This window comes from Bradyrhizobium sp. CCBAU 51753 (assembly GCF_015291565.1).
Classification (GTDB): Bacteria; Pseudomonadota; Alphaproteobacteria; order Rhizobiales; family Xanthobacteraceae; genus Bradyrhizobium; species Bradyrhizobium ivorense.
Map to the genome: position 1 here is coordinate 7,287,028 of NZ_CP030037.1, position 17,333 is coordinate 7,304,360.

The window sequence follows — 17,333 nt, forward strand, 5'->3', positions numbered from 1 at the left end:
CTCCTTCGCGCGTCGCAAATGAAAGCAAAGAAACCATCACGCCATGCAAATTCAGCCGACCTCCCTCGCCTTCACGCTGCTGCTCGGCTTTCTTGCCGCCGTGCCCTATTCAGGCATCGACATCAACCTGCCGGCGCTGGCGGCGACCGGCGCCACGCTCGGTGCGAGCCCGTCCGATGTCGGCCTCACCATGAGCGCCTTCATGCTCAGCCTTGCGGTGGCGCCGCTCCTCTACGGGCCAATCTCGGACCGGATCGGCCGCAAGCCGGTGGTTATGGCCGGAGTGGCCTTGTTCGCGATCGCGAGCCTCGCCTGCGCGGCGGCGGACTCGCTCTGGATGCTGCTGATCTGCCGCTTCGTCCAGGGGGTCGGCGCCGCCAGCACGACGATGACCTTTGCGATCATCCGCGACCTGTTCGGCGAAACCATTGCGCGCGCAAAGATCGCCAGCGTCGTGATTGCCGTCAATGTGGTCACGGTGGTTGCGCCCAGCGCGGGCGCCGCGCTGCTCGCGGTCGGCAGCTGGCGGCTGATCTATCTCACTCAGGCCGCGGCTGGTAGCGTGCTGCTGCTGGCCGTGCTGCTTGGCTTTGCCGAAACGGCGAAGATCGGCGCCGCCGGCCGGCTGCGGCCTTCGGCCGTGATCGCGGATTATCGTCGTGTGCTGACCAATCCAGCTGCGTTGGCCTTCATCCTGGTCGGCGCCGCCGGCGGCGCCACCGTGTTCGCCTATGTCACGGGGTCGTCGCTGTTCTTCATCGGTGTGGTCGGGCTGCGGCCGGACCAGTATGGCCTGATCTTCAGCGCGTGCTCGGCAGCCGTGATGTGCGGCGCATTCCTCGACAGCCGGCTCGGCCGGCGCGGAATAGCGCCCACCACCGTCCTGACGATCGGGCTCGTGCTGCTGTTCACCGTCGCCAGCGCGCTGCTCGCGATGACGCTCGCGCACTGGACGCCGCCCGCGCTGCTTGCGGCGCTACTGATGGCGGTGGCGCTCGCCTTTGGGCTGAGCATGCCGAATATCATGAATGCGACGATGCAGCCGCTGCCCGATATCGCCGGCGCGGTTGGCGCTGCCGCCGGAAGCATTCAGATGACATCCGGCGCGATCGCGAGCGGCCTCGTCGCGACGCTGTTCGACGGGCACTCGGCGCTTTCGATGACCGCCGTCATGGCCGCGGCATCACTGCTTGCCCTGCTGCTCTACCTGCTGTTTGCCCGGCCCGCCGTGCGGCGCTTGCACCCTGCTCCAGCGCTGACGCCCGCCCAATGACGGGGTCGGCACCCGGCCCATTGAGTTTGCAAGTCAAGTCGGGGCAGGCAATTCCGTTGGAGAGGCGCCGTCCCGCTTGCCTGCCGATCGGCTAAGGCAACATTCCGCCACGCACCGCGATCACCCCTGCGTCCGGTTCTGCTCGTACAGCACCCGCACGCGGATCGTGCCCTGGATGGCCTTGAGCTCCGTGAGCAGCTCTTCGCCTTCGCCGCCGACAACGTCGGTTTCGAGCACAACGTAGCCGATTTCCGGATCGGTCTGCAGGTATTGCGCCAGGATGTTGATCCCGTGCCGGGAGACTGCGTCGTTGACTTGACGCATCACGCCCGGAACGTTCCGGTGCACGTGGATGATGCGCGTGCCGGACGGCCGCGCCGGCAACTGTACCTGCGGAAAATTGACCGCGCCGAAGGTCGAGCCGACATCGGAGTAATCGATCAGCTTGCGCGCAACCTCCCCGCCAATACGATCCTGCGCTTCCTCCGTCGAACCGCCGACATGCGGCGTGAGGATCACGTTGGACAGGCCTTGCAGCGGCGAGGCGAAGCGGTCCTTGTTCGACGCCGGCTCGACCGGAAACACGTCGACCGCAGCGCCCGCCAGCCTGCCCTCGCGCAGGGCGCTTGCCAGCGCATCGAGATCGACTACGGTGCCGCGCGAATTGTTGATCAGATAGGCTTCCGGCTTCATCTGCCGGAGCTGGGCCGCGCCAATCATGTTGGCGGTGGCCGGCGTCTCCGGCACATGCAGCGAAACGACGTCGCTGGCCGCGAGCAGATCGTCCAGCGTCTCGACCGGCTCGGTATTGCCGTGTCGCAATCTGTCGGTGTGATCGAAATAGATCACGCGCATGCCCATGGCTTCCGCGAGATTCGATAGCTGCGAGCCGATGTTGCCGTAGCCGACGATGCCCAGCGTCTTGCCGCGCACCTCGCGGCTGCCCTCGGCGGACTTGTCCCAGCCGCCGGCATGCGCGGAGATCGACCGGGGAAAGATCCGGCGAAACAGCATCACGATCTCGGCGATGGTCAGCTCGGCGACGCTGCGGGTGTTGGAATACGGCGCGTTGAACACCGGAATCCCCAGCCGTCGCGCGGCATCAAGATCGACCTGGTTGGTGCCGACCGAAAAGCAGCCGACCACCATCAGCCGGTCGGCCGCCTCCAGGATCTCCGCGGTCAACTGTGTCCGCGAGCGGATCCCCAGCATGTGGACGCCGGAAAGCGCCTGCTTGAGCTCGCCGGCACCCAGCGCCTTCGGAAGCCGCAGCAGCTCGGTGTAACCATTGCCTTCGAACATGCGTGCCGCCGAGTCGTTGACGCCCTCCAGCAGCAGGACGCGGATCTTGGTTTTGGGGAGAGACAACATCGTCGAGTTTCGCCTTCGTCGTTCCTAAGTCGAAAACTTTGATATCACCGGGAACCGGCCCTCGAAAAGCCGAGACTCGTCCGGATTCATCAGGCCCGACGCATGATAGCGGATAAGATACCCCGCAGCAGGCATCTTTTCCGATCTGTTCGACGACGGATAGCGTTGAGAGCTTCGCCCTTAGCGGTCGGATGAGCTGCCCGACCTGTTTGGCTCGCTGGTTTCAGCCAATCACGGACAGCTCCTTCGACACGATACCAACGCCTCAAGCCGGTGGAACTGGCGTCGGGGCCGGACGCAACGCAATGTTGCGTTCGATCTCGATGCGTTGCTCCTCCACCTTCGGCGGCAGGCAAAGCTTGCGGCCGAGCGCGTCTTCCGGCTCGTCGACGGCGAGCAGCGTCGGCGTCGAGATCGCGCAGATGTGGCCGTCGGGGTCCCGGAAGTAGAACAGCTTGTTGTAGATCGCGTCCTGGATGTTGGAGATATCGAGCCCAGCACGTTTCAGGCGTCCGTGCTCGTGGGCCAGCGCCGCCTCATTCTCCACCTCGAGGGAAAAATGATGCGACAGTCCGGTGCCGAGACGCCCCGTCGTATAACCGGGCAAGCCGAAGAAAGTCAGCACCGAGCCCGGCGACAGTTCATCGTCGCACGCATAGTAATAGTGCGTTCCGCCTTTTTCGTCCAAATAGTCGGTCTTCTTGATCAATCGCAACCCGACTGTCTCGACGAAGAACTTCTCCGTCCGTTCCGCGTTCGACGAAATCGATGTGATGTGGTGGAAGCCGCGCAGCGCGAAATCCTCAGTGACGACCGGCACGGGCTGTGGCCACGTCTCGGCCGCCGTTAACACCTCGTCGCGCCCGCCGATCAGGTTCGCCTTGGGCTGAGGCCGGAAGCCGGATCCAAGCACGGCTTCGTCGTGGCCGAAGCCGGGTTCGGTCGTCGCGATTTCGATGATCGCGCCGTCGGGATCGCGCAGGTACACCGCATGGAAGTAGTTGCGATTGTACGGTCCCGTGACATGCAGTCCGAGATCGGTCAACCGCCGCTTCCACTTCAGCAGGCCGTTGCGCGTCGGAACGTGCAGCGCGAGATGATGATTGGTTCCGGCGCCCCAGCGTCCCTTCGGGTCACCGACCCGCGGGCTCGCGACACCCGCCGCAGTCGCAGCCGGATCGACAAAGCCGGTTTCGGGCATCGCGTAGAAGATCGGATTCCATTCGATATAGCTGATGGTGTGCCCACGCTTCGGCTCGCCCTTGAATGCGTGGAAGCCGAAGGTGATGACCGGCAACCTCGGATCGAGATGGTGGACCGTCCGCTTCACCACCGGCAGGCCGAGAATCTCCGCGTAGAAATGCTCGATGCGTCCGAGATTGCTGGCCACGAAGACCTGGTTGTTGACGCCACTGATGATCATATTGTTCATCGCCAGCTCTCCCGCGTTCCGGTCGCCATCGGTGCGTTGCTGGCGAACTATTGCAGCGATTGCGATGTGAGTGGAAGACGGCGGCCGCGGCACGCAGCGTTCAAGCCGTTGAACGCCGACGATCGCGGTTCAACTGCAGCCTTTGGATTCACATCGGGGTCGCATCCGCGGGGTCAAAAGCGGTCAGGCGCGGCATTTCACGCGCGAAAAAGTCCACCAGGGACCGCACCGCGGGAAGCACGCCGCGCTTGTACGGGATGAGCGCCGAGATTCGCGCATCGGCCGCCGTCCAGCGCGGCAGTATTTGCGTTAGCCTCCCTGAGGCCAGCTCATCCCGGCAAATGTACCCGGGTAGCGCAACGATCCCTAGATTGGCGCAGGCAGCCTCCTTGAGCGCCACCATGTTGTTGCTCTGAAGACGCGGCGTGATCTGAACAATGCAGCGACGGTCGTTCGGCCCGGTCAGCGTCCAATTCGATGGACCGCTTTTGGCAATCGCGAGCGTGTCATGCTGCGCGATCTCCTCCGGGGTGGCGGGCACACCTCGCGCGCTCAGATAATCCTCGCCCGCAAACAGGTACCAGGGCGCGCGCGCGATCGTTCGCTGTACCAGTGACGAATTCTGCAAGGAGGTATTGTGCCCTCTCAGAGCCAGGTCGAACCCGTGGGCCACGATATCGACGAGAGCATCCGTGGTGTTGACGACGATGCGGACCTGCGGATGCATCCTCAAGAAGCCTGGGATCAATTCCTTCAACGCAAACTGCGCGATCTCGACTGCGGTCGTCATTCGAATCACGCCACTGGGCTCGGTCGCACGCTGACGAACCGCCTCTTCGGCGACTTCCGCGGCCTGCAACAGGGTCTGCGCGTAGTGGTAGAACTGCGTGCCGACCTCGGTGACGGCGAAACGGTGCGACGTCCGGCTCAGGAGAGTTACGCCCAGGGCGTCTTCGAGCGCCCTGATACGATGACTCAACGTCGACTTCGGAAAACCGAGCGACTTGCTCGCAGCGGTGTATCCGCCTTTGTCGACGACCTGGACAAAATAAAACACGTCCTTGAGATCGAGCATGATTTGGGTGCTACCGTGGTCCGATCACTTCGCGACATCAGCCGGCCTGGCGCGGCGGCAGGCAAGGCACCGTCACGCGTGATACAAGTACTCGTGCGCAAATGCCTTGCGGCTGCTCACCGGTCATAGCCTGGCAATCAAGTCCATGTGTGCTCCTCATGCGTGACAACCGTGCCCGACGTGACGCGTCAGGCTCCTTGTGCGACAAGCAGAAGTAACGTCAGCAGCACCAGCGGATACTCGATCCGCATGAAAGCGCGGTGCCGAAACAGCGTGACGAGCACGCCGGCCAAAATGATGACGGCAATCGCGCAACCGATCAAACGGAGCGGCTGGATCAGCAGCGCCACAGCTGCAATCCACTCCAACGCTCCGACCAGCATGCGCAGGCGATCCGAATATCCCCACGCCCGAAATTCCTCGCGGATGAAATCCGGCGCCGCGAGGTTGAAGCTTCCTGCCCAGGCCAGAACGACGGCGAGCAGGACGGGGAGACTATCCGCCATCGCCATCAGCTCTTGGCCCTCGGAAACGCAGCGATCATGTCGAGCTCGACGCGCGCGCCGGGTGTCGACAGCTGGTTGATGCAGATCGTGGTGCTCGCGGGCGTCCACGTCCCAAAATATTCCTTGAGCACGGCCACCATGCCGTCCTGGTCGCGAATATCGGTCAGATATTTCGTGACCTTCACGATATCGGTCCAGGCCAAGCCCTCGTGGTCGAGGATCGACTTGATGGTTTCCATGGCGCGGCGGGTCTGATCGACGATCGAGTTGGGATGATCGTGCTCGGCAAGCTGATGCGGATGCTTGTGATAGAGCGGCGATGGCGTCGCGCCCGAGATGAACAACAGGCCGCAGGGGCTCTCGACGCGGATCGCCGGTGCATAGGGCATGTCGATCTTACGCTCCGGAATGGTCTGGATCTCCTTGACGTCCGGGTTCGAGGGCGACGTCGCGAAAGCGGATCGTCTCGTGGCGGGCGTGTTCATGGGCGCTTCTCTCCAGGCTCTGTCTGAGTTGCTGATTGGCGTCCGGTCGAACGCCGCTCGGGCACCGCCTGTACCGCAATCGAATGAATTGTGCAATCGCTTGCATAAATATTCTGCACATCGTCACTCACAATTTCTGCACTAACATTGTGATTCTGTGACAAAATCCAACTTCATTGATATTTTTCGATCTTAGTGCTCTCGAGATCGGATTGATTGCGACGTATTTTCGCACTTGATTGTGCAAACGTTTGCGTTTATAGCTCCGTCAACAGGAGAGCGGAGCCACGCTCGTCAAACGGGGACGGAATATGCTTGCGAACGAGCAAAGTCCCGATCAGGGACCTGACGAGATGGCGGCGACGCCGGCGACAGAGACCACGGCGCCGTTGCTGCGCCTGATCGACATCAGCAAGTCGTTTCCTGGCGTGCATGCGCTCAGGGGCGTCTCTCTCGAGATTCATGCGGGAGAGGTGCATGTCATTCTCGGACAGAACGGCGCAGGAAAATCGTCGCTGATCAAGGTGCTCTGCGGCGCCTATCTCGCCGACGGTGGCGCCGTCGAACACGAGGGACGCCGCGTCGCGATCCACGGTCCGGCCGACGCCAATGCGATCGGCGTCGGCGTCATCTTTCAGGAATTCTCGCTCGCGCCGTATCTCGACATCGCGCAGAACATATTTTTGGGCCGCGAGCGCGCCTTCGCGAAAGCCGGCGTCATCGACAAGGCGGCGATGCACGCAGCGGCCCGCGATGTGCTGGCGCAGCTCGGCCTGCACTACGACACGCGGGCGTTCGCCGCCGATCTCGGCGTCGCGCAGCAGCAGATGGTCGAGATCGCCAAGGCGCTGTCGCAAAACTCCCGCATCCTGGTGATGGATGAACCGACCGCGGCGATCTCCGAGCGCGAATCGGAGCGGCTGTTCGAGGTCATCGCCCGGCTAAAGCAGCGTGGCGTCGCCATCGTCTATATCTCGCATCGCATGAAGGAGGTGGTCGCGCTGGGCGACCGCATCACCGTGATGCGCGATGGCGCCGTGGTCGCATCCTATCGCCGGGACGAGGTGTCGCCCGATGTGATGGTGGGCGCGATGATCGGCCGCTCGCTTGCGGGACTGAAGCGCCGTGAGCCAGTTCCGGCGGGTGCGCCGGTGCTGACCGTGAGCAATTTGCAGACCGCCAGGCTCGCCGACATTTCGCTGGAGGTCCGCGCCGGCGAGGTTGTGGGGCTGGCAGGGCTGGTCGGATCGGGCCGCACCGAGGTGGTGCGCGCGATCTTCGGCGCCGATCCGCTGCGCACCGGGACCATCAAACTGAACGGCGCGGATTTTGCGCAGCGCCCGGACCGCAGCACCCGCGCCGGACTTGCGCTGCTGCCGGAGGATCGCAAGCGCGAAGGCCTCGCGCTGCCGCTCGCGGTCGGTGAGAACGCGACCGCTGCGGCGCTGTGGCGGCTGTTTCGCCGCGGCTGGTTCGCGCCCGCCGCGGCGGACAAAGTGTGCCGCGACCTGATCGCGCGGCTGAACATCGCAACGCCCGGGCCGGCGCAGATCGTGCGCAATCTCAGCGGCGGCAATCAGCAGAAGGTCGTGCTCGGCAAATGGCTCGCAGCCGGCTCGCGGCTGTTCATGCTGGACGAGCCGACGCGCGGCGTCGACATCGGCGCCAAGACCGAGATCTACCGGCTGATCGACGATCTGGTGCAGGACGGCGCCGCCGTGCTGGTGATCAGCTCGGAGCTTCCGGAGCTCATCCACCTCTGCGATCGCGCCTACGTCATGCGCGACTACCGGATCGTCGGCCATCTCGGCCGCGACGCGCTTTCAGAGAAAGCCATTCTCGACCTGGCGGTGCAGCAATGACCGATCAAACCGTCCATGCGACAACGGCCGCGCCCGCTGCGCTGCTGCGCCGGATCCCGGGCGTCACCTTCATTCTCGTCGGCATGATCGTGCTGTTCGCCGTCGGCAATCCGCGCTTCCTGTCGGCCGTCAACCTCACCAATATCGGCCTGCAGGCCTCGCTGCTGCTGATGCTGGCGCTGCCGATGACCCTGATCATCCTCACCGCCGGGCTCGATCTTTCGGTCGGCGCGCTGCTCGGCCTGTGCGGCGTCGTGATCGCGGCACTGCTCGTCGCGGGATGGAGCCTGCCGGCGGCCGTAGCGGCCGCGATGCTGGTCGGGCTCGTCGCCGGCGCCGTGAACGGGTTTCTGGTCGGCTATCTCGGCTTGCCGGCCTTCGTGGTCACGCTCGGGACCATGGGACTGTGCGAGGGGCTGTCGCTGGTCATCACCAACGGCGATCCGATCGGCGGCTTCACGCCGGCGCTCGAGGCCTTCTATCGATCCACGCTGCTCGGGCTGCCGACCCCAGTGCTGGTCGCCGCGATACTCTATGGCTTGCTGTCGCTGCTGCTCTATCGCACCCGCTTCGGCAACTATGTCTTCGCGATCGGCGGCAACAAGGATGCGCTGCATCTCGCCGGCATCAATGCCAACCTCGTCCATATGGGCGTCTATCTGCTCTGTAGCCTCACGGTGGCGCTCTCGGCGCTGTTGCTGCTCGGACGGACCAACTCGGCGCACCCGTCGGTCGCGGTCGGCATGGAGTTCGAAGCCATTGCCGCGGTGGTGCTCGGCGGGACCTCGTTCGAGAAGGGCCAGGGCTGGCTGTTCGGCACCGTGCTCGGCGTGCTGGCGATTTCCGTGCTCCGCAACGGCCTCAACGTTCTCTCGGTGGAGCCCTCGCTCCAGGTCGTCTGCGTCGGCCTTTTGCTGATCGCGGCCCTGCTGATCGATCGCAATCGCAAACAGGCCTCACGGGACATCGCATGACGACAATGGATACCCCTGCCCCTGCATCCGCACGATCACAGCCGCTTGCTCCCGGCACGCTCGCCATCGTGGTGCGGCTCGGCCTGATCGCCTGCATCGGCGTGCTGCTGTCGAGCTTCAGCCCGGGTTTCGCCACCACGGACAATCTGCTCAACATCCTGCGCCAGGCCAGCCTGCTCTTCCTGGTCGCCTCCGGCTTGACGCTTGTGATCATCGGCGGCGGGCTCGACCTCTCGATCGGCGCGAACCTCACGCTGTGCGCCTGTCTCTCCGCGGCTGCGATCAAGTCCACCGGCCAGCCGGCCGCCGGCATTGTCGTCGCCCTCGGTTGCGGCGCGCTGGTCGGGCTGACCAATGGCGTGCTGATCAACCGGGTGAAGATTCCGCCGTTCCTCGCCACGTTCGGCATGCTGTGGGTGGCGCAGGGGATCGCCTACTGGTTCATGGCCGGACAGGTCGTCTATGGCTTCTCGCCGGCGTTCCGCTTCTTCGGCAGCGGCTTCTGGCTCGGCATCCCGCTGCCGATCTGGGTCATGCTGGTCACCGGCGCATGCGGCGTGATCTTCCTGTCACGCACCACCATCGGGCGCGAGGTCTATCTGATGGGCGCCAATGAAGCGGCCGCAGTGCTGTCGGGAATTCCAGTCGCCCGGCGCAGAACCCTGCTCTACGTGGTGAGCGGCCTGATGGCGGGCCTCGCGGCGCTGATCTATGTGGCACGGCTCAATGCGGCCGAGCCCGGCATCGGCGAGCCGCTGCTGCTGCCCGCGATCGCGGCGGTGCTGGTCGGCGGCACCTCGCTGTTCGGCGGCAGCGGCAGCCTCGTCGGAACGCTGCTCGGCGCGATCATTCTCACTTTGATCGTCAACGCGCTCAATCTGCTCAATGTCAGCGCCAGCTGGCACCCGTTCGTGACCGGCGTGATCGTGCTCGTCGCCGTTCTGGCGGATGCCGCGGTCAATCGCGGGGCGCGACGATGAAAGTTTCACGATCCGACTGCAGCGAATCTCATTGCACCCTTGGCCATCTCGATCGGGAGTTCTCATGAAGACCAGACATCTCAGACGAATTGGATTGTTGTCCGTAGTCGCTTGTGGACTTGCTGCTTCGCCCGCTTTCGCGGCCGGCGAGGTCATCGCGGCCTTCACCAAGAACCAGGTCGATCCGCATTTCGAGGGCGTTCGCGCCGGTGTCGAGCAGATGGCGAAGAAAATGGGCGCGACGGTTCGCCAGTACGTGCCGACCAAGCCCAACAACATCACCGAAGGCATGTCGCAGCTCGAGGATGTCGGCGTCACCAAGCCGAACCTCGTGCTGTTCATGCCGATCGACCCGAAGGCGCAACTGCCAACCATCAAGCGGCTGATCGAATCCGGCACGCCGGTTCTCAACTACAACGACAAGGCCGGCGATGCGCCCTATCTCGCCTTCGTCGGCCAGGATGACTACAAGCTCGGCTACGACATCGCAAGGACGCTGTTCGACCATCTCGGGGGCAAGGGCAATGTCGTGATCCTCGAGGGCATCAAGGGTTCCAACACCGGCGATGAGCGCAAGCGCGGCTTCGACGCGGCGCTGAAGGAGTATCCCAACATCAAGCTGCTGGCGTCGCAGCCGGCCAACTTCCAGCGCCTGCTCGGACTGCAGGTGATGGAGAACCTGATCCAGCAGTTCAGCGATATCAACGGCGTGATCGCCGCCGCGGATGCATCGGCGCTCGGCGCGGCCGAAGCATTGAAGTCCGCCGGGCGCGGCAACGTGCCCGTGGTGTCGATCAACGGCGTTCCCGAGGCCGTGGAAGCCGTCAAGAACGGCGGCCTGCTCGCGATCGCCGAGTTTAACGGCTTCAAGATCGGCTGCGTGGCGACCGAGATCGGCCTGAAAGCCATTCGCGGCGAACCGGTGCCGAAGCGGGTCGTGATTCCCGGCGCTGTCATCACCAGGGCCAACCATGCCGAATGGCTGGTGCCTTACCAGCAGCGGACCTGCCCCGCCGCAGCAGAGTATGTCGGACAGTGATCGGATGCCCGATGGCTTGCTCAGCTCGCCGGAGGTTTGCCCGGCGGAGCTGCGTTTGCTATCTGCTTGCAAAGAGATCAGGCCGCAGGCGAGCGCAGGGATTTTTGACCATTGACGGGCCCGACGAAAGGTAAGCGTCCAACCCTGAAGGATGTGGCGGCCCATGTCGGCGTCCACTTCTCGACGGTGTCGCGCGCGCTGGACCCCGCGACCGCGCATCGCATCACCGATGAGGTCCGCGCGCGCATCCACGCGGCCGTCGCCGAGCTCAACTATCGCCACAACGTCGCCGCCGCCACGCTGCGTACCCATTCCAGCAAGACGATCGGCATCATCGTTCCTGATATCACCAACAGCCTGTTCGGTCCCATCATCAAGGGCATCGACAGCATCTCGTCGGAGCACGGCTATGTCGCGCTGATCGGCGACACCGACAACAACCCGGAGAAGGAAGAGAAGCTGATCAGCACCTTCCTCGCCCGCGGCATCGAGGGGCTGATCGTCGCCAGCGCCTTGCGCGAGGACGAGGTGGTCTCCGCGGTCGCCCATGACGGGACGCCGATCGTCACCGTCAACAGCCATGTCGACGACGATTCGGTATCGTCGGTGAGCTACAACGTGCGCCCGAGCATCGGCGCGCTCGTGAAACATCTGTTCGAACTCGGCCACCGGCGCATCGCATTCATTTCCGGGCCATCATCCTGGTCGACGGCGGAGGAGCGGCTGGCCGCCTATCGCTACTGGATCGATCGGGTCAAGGCCGTGGCCTCGGACGACCTCGTGGTCTACAGCAACGAATATCGCGAAGAAGAGGGCGCGCGCTGCGCCGAGGAGCTGTTGCGCTCCGGCGTCCCCTTCACGGCACTGATGGCCGCCAATGACCTGCTCGCGTTCGGCGCCCTGAAGACCTTGCAGCGGCATGGCCTGGAGTGCCCGCGCGATGTTTCGGTGACCGGCTTCAACGATATTCCGATGGCCGAACGGTGGTCGCCGCCACTGACGACGGTGAAGGTCGATCCGTTGCGCGCGGGCAAGGCCGCCGCCGAGATCCTGTTCGCCGACATCAAGATCGCGCCGGAGGAGCGGCAGCCGAAGCATGTGCTGCTGCCGGCGTCGATGGTGGTTCGCGGCTCCACCGCGGCGCCCTCGTCCCGGACGCCAAGAGGCAAGCAATCGTGAATGGACGTGGCCGCTCGGAATAGCGTCGGACATCAGCATTTGTCGCCGGCTCGAAAATATCCCTGAGAAGGTTTAGATCCTGGACGCAGACGCTCCTACAGACGTCCTCCGCCCGCAATGTCCACGAAGTAGGTGTCGGCGTTCGAGACCTGCCGAGGGCGTTTCGCGGTGCCTGCCTGTCCTGCAAGAATTGACCAGAAGTCCATACTACGTGTCCGCAAATCCACGCGCCGGATTTCCGCATTGACGGGCAACTCGCCCATGCGCCAATGGCGGAGAGAAGCCCGTGACAGAACGTCCGGTTCTGCGACGGAAGAAATATCAGGCGCAACACAAATTCAATCCTCAGGAACATGGCGGCACACCTTTCGCGCAAGCCTCAAGGTCGGCCGTCAGGTCGTGGTGGAAGGAAAGCGGCATGGAACAGTCCCCCCGGGTCGGCGACAGGATCACCGACAAGTCAGCTTCGCCCGATGACGGCGCTGTCCGCGACTGGATCGGACCGAGTGCCTTCAAGCATTGGGCCCGGCTGCAGAGCTGGATCGAGGAATTCTACCCCGGCGTCTTCGCGCCGGAATGGCTCTATGGCGGCAAGAAGCGCGGCTGGTCCCTGCGCTACAAGAAGACAAAGGCGTTCTGCACCCTGCTGCCGGAATACAAGCGGTTTTCGGCCGTGGTGGTCCTGGGAGGAGCGGAACGAAAACAATTTGAGGAGCGGCGTTATGCATGGCGCTCGCAGTTGGTCAAGCTTTACGATGAAGCCAAAACATACCCGGACGGAAAATTCCTGACAGTTGCGATCTCCTCCGCGGATGATCGGCATGATGTGACCGAGCTTTTGACGATGAAGCGCCCGCCACCGTTGCGCGGTTGAATGTTGCGAAACCCCTAGGTTTCGCGGCCAAGTCGGCGACGCCGGACTTTCGGGAGCGCAAGACGAAGCTATCCAGTAGCTGGAATATACAGTTCGCAGGCAACGGGGAATGCAGCACTGCTCGCGCCCGAGCCGAGCGTCGTGGCTGCATTCCCCGTTGCTATAGAAACTATTCATGCCGGCTATTGGAAAGCCTCGCTCCATGCTGCGATCAATGCGCACCACTTTCGCGGACTTCATGAGTGACGTTGATCGGCTCACCGCTCACTCCCAACGCGCTCAAGAGGCATTCATGGCTTTCACATTGAACATCAACGGCTCAGCCCATGAGGTCGACGTTGACGGCGACATCCCGTTGCTGTGGGTGCTGCGCGACGTGCTCGGCATGACCGGGACCAAGTTCGGTTGCGGCCAAGCGCTGTGTGGCGCATGCACCGTGCATGTCGACGGCCAACCGGTCCGCTCCTGCCAGACGTCGGTCGATAGCGTCGGCGGCAGCGTGGTCACCACGATCGAGGCGATCGGCCGCACGCCGCAAGGCGCGGCCTTGCAGAAGGCGTGGCTGGATCTGGAGGTCGTGCAATGCGGCTACTGCCAGTCCGGCCAGATCATGTCGGCGGCGGCATTGCTGAAGGACACTCCGAAGCCGAGCGACGCGGATATCGACTCGGCAATGTCGGGAAACGTCTGCCGTTGCGGCACCTACCAGCGTATCCGGGCCGCGATCAAGCAAGCAGCGGGAGTTTGAGTCATGGATAGGCCGCTTCTAACGAACCGAATCGAAGGTGAAACGGTGATGTCGCGGCGCACCTTGCTTCAGGGCGCAGGCTTGCTGCTCGGCTTTACCTCGACCGGCGCAGGCACGGAGTCCGTGTTCGCGGCGCCGGCTTCGCAGGTCATCGAAAACGAGATCACGGGTACTTTCGCCCCGAACGGATTTATACGGATCAATCCGACCGGCGCCGTGACCCTGATCATGCCGATGGTTGAGATGGGACAGGGAGTTTACACGTCGCTCTCGATGCTCCTCGCTGAAGAGCTGGAAGTGCAGCTTGACCAGATTCAAGTTCAGCACGCGCCTCCAAATCATGCGCTCTACGTCAACTCGATTATCGGCATTCAAAATACGGGTGGCTCTGCCTCTATCCGCGCCTTCTGGACGCCATTGCGGCAGGCAGGCGCAGTGGGCCGAAACCTGCTGATTGCGGCCGCCGCCAAGCGGTGGAGTGTCGATCCGGCGACTTGCCGCGCCAGGAACGGCGTTGTGTCGGACGCGACGGGCTCGAAGCATCTGAGCTACGGCGAACTTGCGCAGGCCGCGGCGAACTTGCCTGTGCCGCCTGCGGCAAGCGTCAAGTTGAAGGGTCCGAAGGATTTCACACTGATCGGCACGCGCGCCAAGCGCGTGGATTCATCGATCAAGGTCGATGGGCGCGCCCTTTACGGCATCGACGCACGGCTGCCGGGTATGAAGGTCGCGGCGATTGCCATTTCGCCCGTACTCGGCGGCCACGCGAAAACAGTGAACGAGAGGGCCGCGCTGGCGGTCAAGGGCGTCCGGCAGGTGGTCAACATCGGCGAAGCTATAGCCGTGGTAGCTGATCACATGGGGGCGGCGAAGAAGGGGCTCGAGGCCGCCGCGGCCACGTGGGACGACGGACCGAACGGCAAGGTCAACAATGTCGGCATCGTCAAGCAATTGGAGGACGAATCCAAAAAGCCGGGCGTTGTTGCTCGCAACGACGGCGATGCGGAGAAGGCGCTCGCGGGGGCGGCGCAACGGCTTGATGCCGTGTACCAGGTACCCTTCCTGGCCCATGCGGCGATGGAGCCGATGAACTGCACCGTCCATCTGCAAAGAGATCGCTGCGACATCTGGGTCGGGACACAGGCGCCAACGATCACGCAGGCTTTGCTGGTCGAGCTGACCGGCCTGCCAAGGGATGCGATCAAAATTCACAATCATCTGATCGGCGGCGGCTTCGGCCGCAGGCTGGAGGCTGACGGTACGGTGCTGGCCGTCAAGATCGCCAAGCACGTCGACGGCCCGGTGAAAGTGGTCTGGAGCCGCGAGGAAGACATCCAGCACGATATGTATCGGCCGTACTATCTCGATCGGCTGTCGGCCGGCCTTGATGCGGCCGGCAAGCCGGTTGCCTGGACACATCGGATCGCCGGGTCCTCAATCTTCGCTCGTTATTATCCTCCCTATATCAAGGATGGATTGGACCCCGATGCCGTGGAAGCGGCGGCCGAGCCGCCCTATGCATTGCCCAACATTCACGTCGACTATGTTCAGGTCGAGCCCCGTGGTGTCCGGACGTCCTGGTGGCGCGGCGTCGGACCGACTCACAATGTCTTTGTGGTCGAAAGCTTCATGGATGAGCTTGCGCACGCCGCGAAACAGGATCCCGTTGCCTATCGCAAGGGATTGCTCGGCCACAACCCGCGCGCGCTTGCTGTTCTGTCGCTTGCTGCGGAAAAGGCGCAGTGGGGATCACCACTTCCCGCGCGGCATGGCCGCGGGATTTCGGTGCAATTCGCATACGGAAGTTACGTCTCGCAGGTCGCCGAGGTCGAAGTGTCAGTTGATGGCTCCGTCAAGGTCAAGCGGATCGTCTGTGCGCTTGATTGCGGAATGTACGTCAATCCCGATACGATCGAAGCCCAGGTTCAGGGTGGAACGCTTTTCGGGCTGACCGCTGCACTCCATGGCTCGATCACGTTCAAGGATGGGCGGGTCGAGCAGAGCAATTTCGATACCTATCTGCCGATGCGTATCGACGAAGTGCCGGTGGTGGAGACGCACTTGATCAGGAACGCCGAAGCTCCAGGCGGCGTTGGTGAGGCTCCGACGGCCATCGTCAGTGCTGCAGTGACCAATGCGATCTTCGCCGCGACCGGCAAGCGCGTGCGCAGCCTGCCGATCGATACGGCTTCGCTGAAGTCGTCGTCCTAGTCCCTGCCCGTCATCCCGCGTCGCGGCTTGCCCATCGCATGCCGCGGTCTTCGATGGCGGCGTCGAAGACCTTGGTGTGAGCTGCCGCGACCTGAAGGCGGTTCAGGATCGATCTGCAAGAGTTTCACTTCCAAACCGCGGCATTCTGATCATGATTGCGCCATTGGGTTCGGGAGGACGGTCGGCCAGCGGCAGGAGCCAGCGTGACGATGCCCTCGCTAATCCCTGGAGAACGGGCCTAGGGGCACTATCGGCGCCGGTCGCCAGGCAATCCGGTCGCCAGGCAACAAAGGGCCACTCATGCACACGAAGGCGGTTTCAGCGCAGGCTCTCGTCGGGCAGAACGTGTTGCTGCCCACGGGTTCCACCGTCAAATTGTCTACAACAGACCTCGACAACCTCATGCAGGCGCTCGACATCGATGTCATCGCGCTGACCGAGATCCTGGTGCCGCACGGCCATCGAGTCGAATTTGGCACGATTGACGCACCGGGGATCCACTACAACTTGAGTGGCGTCGGACGCATATCGATCAACGGCGGACCAACGATGCCGTTGAGCCCTCATCTGCTCATCATCGTGCCGCCAAACACTCCGTTCACGATCGAGGTTGACGGTGGAAGTGGCCCGCCGAAGCTCATTTCGAAAGAATGCTGGACTCGTCAAGACGGCATCCTCCGCGTCGCAGTGCCGAACGAGCAGCCCGAAATCGTTCAGATTTGCGGCTTTTTCAACGCATCCTTTGGTCAGTCTGTGAGGCTGTTCGGAGAACTCGGCGTACCGGTGATCGAGCAGTTCGAGCCGGCGGACAAGATCGATCTGAAGCTTCGCGAGGCTATGGACGAGCTGATGCAGCAAGAGGTCGGCGTTGGAGCCATGACAGCGTCCCTGCTCAAGCAGATCGTCGTCTCATTGGTGCGACGGTCCGTCAAATCATCCCAGCGCTGGACTGAGCGATTCTCAATACTTGCCGACAGGCAAGTCACCCGTGCTTTTGCGGATATGGTGGCGCGGCCAGGAGCTGCCCATTCTGTTCAAAGCCTGGCACACAGTGCGGGGTTGAGTCGTTCGGCGTTCATGGCGCGATTCTCGGACATCTTCGGACAATCCCCGATGGTCATCTTGCGAGCCTTGAGGATGCGCCAGGCTGCGATCGATTTGACGACAACGACGATGTCGATCGACGTCGTTGCCCATAACGCGGGCTACGAGAGCCGTTCGAGTTTTGTGCGGGCTTTTCGAAAGGCGTACGAACGAGATCCGAGTGACTATCGGCGGATGGCCAAGGATAGCGAAGCCCGCAAGGACATTTGAAGGCGAGATC

General features: G+C 63.1%; 15 protein-coding genes. 10 read left to right on the top strand and 5 right to left on the bottom strand.

Annotated elements, in window-relative coordinates; genetic code table 11:
• The first annotated feature begins 43 nt into the window (after positions 1-43).
• The gene (locus tag XH93_RS33300) at positions 44-1,273 is read left to right on the top strand and encodes an MFS transporter (protein ID WP_194470712.1); all 1,230 of its coding nucleotides are present in this window, start codon (positions 44-46) and stop codon (positions 1,271-1,273) included.
• A 120-nt stretch (positions 1,274-1,393) separates the two neighbouring features.
• On the opposite strand, the gene serA is transcribed toward XH93_RS33300, so the two are convergent.
• The 5 genes from serA to XH93_RS33325 all read right to left on the bottom strand — a co-directional run bounded on the left by serA (position 1,394) and on the right by XH93_RS33325 (position 6,142).
• Positions 1,394-2,644, bottom strand: a complete 1,251-nt coding sequence (gene serA / locus XH93_RS33305; protein ID WP_194470713.1) for a phosphoglycerate dehydrogenase — start codon at positions 2,642-2,644, stop codon at positions 1,394-1,396.
• Between the two features lie 265 nt (positions 2,645-2,909).
• A complete protein-coding gene (locus tag XH93_RS33310) occupies positions 2,910-4,076 on the bottom strand; it encodes a VOC family protein (protein WP_194470714.1) in 1,167 nt (388 codons plus the stop codon).
• Between the two features lie 148 nt (positions 4,077-4,224).
• Positions 4,225-5,151, bottom strand: a complete 927-nt coding sequence (locus XH93_RS33315) for a LysR substrate-binding domain-containing protein (protein ID WP_194470715.1) — start codon at positions 5,149-5,151, stop codon at positions 4,225-4,227.
• Between the two features lie 188 nt (positions 5,152-5,339).
• Entirely contained in the window at positions 5,340-5,657 is a 318-nt protein-coding gene (locus XH93_RS33320) for a DoxX family protein (RefSeq protein ID WP_194470716.1), read from the bottom strand.
• 5 nt (positions 5,658-5,662) lie between these two features.
• The gene (locus XH93_RS33325) at positions 5,663-6,142 is read right to left on the bottom strand and encodes a RidA family protein (RefSeq protein ID WP_194470717.1); all 480 of its coding nucleotides are present in this window, start codon (positions 6,140-6,142) and stop codon (positions 5,663-5,665) included.
• Between the two features lie 353 nt (positions 6,143-6,495).
• On the opposite strand from XH93_RS33325, the gene XH93_RS33330 reads away from it, so the two are divergent.
• The 9 genes from XH93_RS33330 to XH93_RS33370 all read left to right on the top strand — a co-directional run bounded on the left by XH93_RS33330 (position 6,496) and on the right by XH93_RS33370 (position 17,323).
• A complete protein-coding gene (locus tag XH93_RS33330) occupies positions 6,496-8,004 on the top strand; it encodes a sugar ABC transporter ATP-binding protein (protein WP_194475418.1) in 1,509 nt (502 codons plus the stop codon).
• Positions 8,001-8,978, top strand: coding sequence for an ABC transporter permease (locus tag XH93_RS33335; RefSeq protein WP_194470718.1), 978 nt, complete (start codon positions 8,001-8,003; stop codon positions 8,976-8,978). The genes XH93_RS33330 and XH93_RS33335 overlap by 4 nt, the downstream gene beginning before the upstream one ends.
• Positions 8,975-9,958 carry an ABC transporter permease gene (locus XH93_RS33340; protein WP_194470719.1) on the top strand — a complete coding sequence of 328 codons (984 nt, stop codon included), beginning with the start codon at positions 8,975-8,977 and terminating at the stop codon, positions 9,956-9,958. Before XH93_RS33335 ends, XH93_RS33340 begins: the two co-directional genes overlap by 4 nt.
• Positions 9,959-10,022: 64 nt before the next feature.
• Positions 10,023-10,997 carry a sugar ABC transporter substrate-binding protein gene (locus XH93_RS33345; RefSeq protein ID WP_194470720.1) on the top strand — a complete coding sequence of 325 codons (975 nt, stop codon included), beginning with the start codon at positions 10,023-10,025 and terminating at the stop codon, positions 10,995-10,997.
• A gap of 111 nt (positions 10,998-11,108) precedes the next feature.
• Positions 11,109-12,176 (top strand): LacI family DNA-binding transcriptional regulator, encoded by a 1,068-nt coding sequence (locus XH93_RS33350; protein WP_194470721.1) that lies wholly within the window; start codon positions 11,109-11,111, stop codon positions 12,174-12,176.
• Positions 12,177-12,594: 418 nt separating this feature from the next.
• Positions 12,595-13,050, top strand: a complete 456-nt coding sequence (locus XH93_RS33355) for a DUF3788 domain-containing protein (RefSeq protein WP_194475419.1) — start codon at positions 12,595-12,597, stop codon at positions 13,048-13,050.
• 292 nt (positions 13,051-13,342) lie between these two features.
• The gene (locus tag XH93_RS33360; RefSeq protein ID WP_139485488.1) at positions 13,343-13,798 is read left to right on the top strand and encodes a (2Fe-2S)-binding protein; all 456 of its coding nucleotides are present in this window, start codon (positions 13,343-13,345) and stop codon (positions 13,796-13,798) included.
• Between the two features lie 3 nt (positions 13,799-13,801).
• A complete protein-coding gene (locus XH93_RS33365) occupies positions 13,802-16,009 on the top strand; it encodes a xanthine dehydrogenase family protein molybdopterin-binding subunit (RefSeq protein WP_194470722.1) in 2,208 nt (735 codons plus the stop codon).
• A gap of 300 nt (positions 16,010-16,309) precedes the next feature.
• Entirely contained in the window at positions 16,310-17,323 is a 1,014-nt protein-coding gene (locus XH93_RS33370) for an AraC family transcriptional regulator (protein ID WP_194470723.1), read from the top strand.
• The last annotated feature ends 10 nt before the right edge of the window (positions 17,324-17,333 follow it).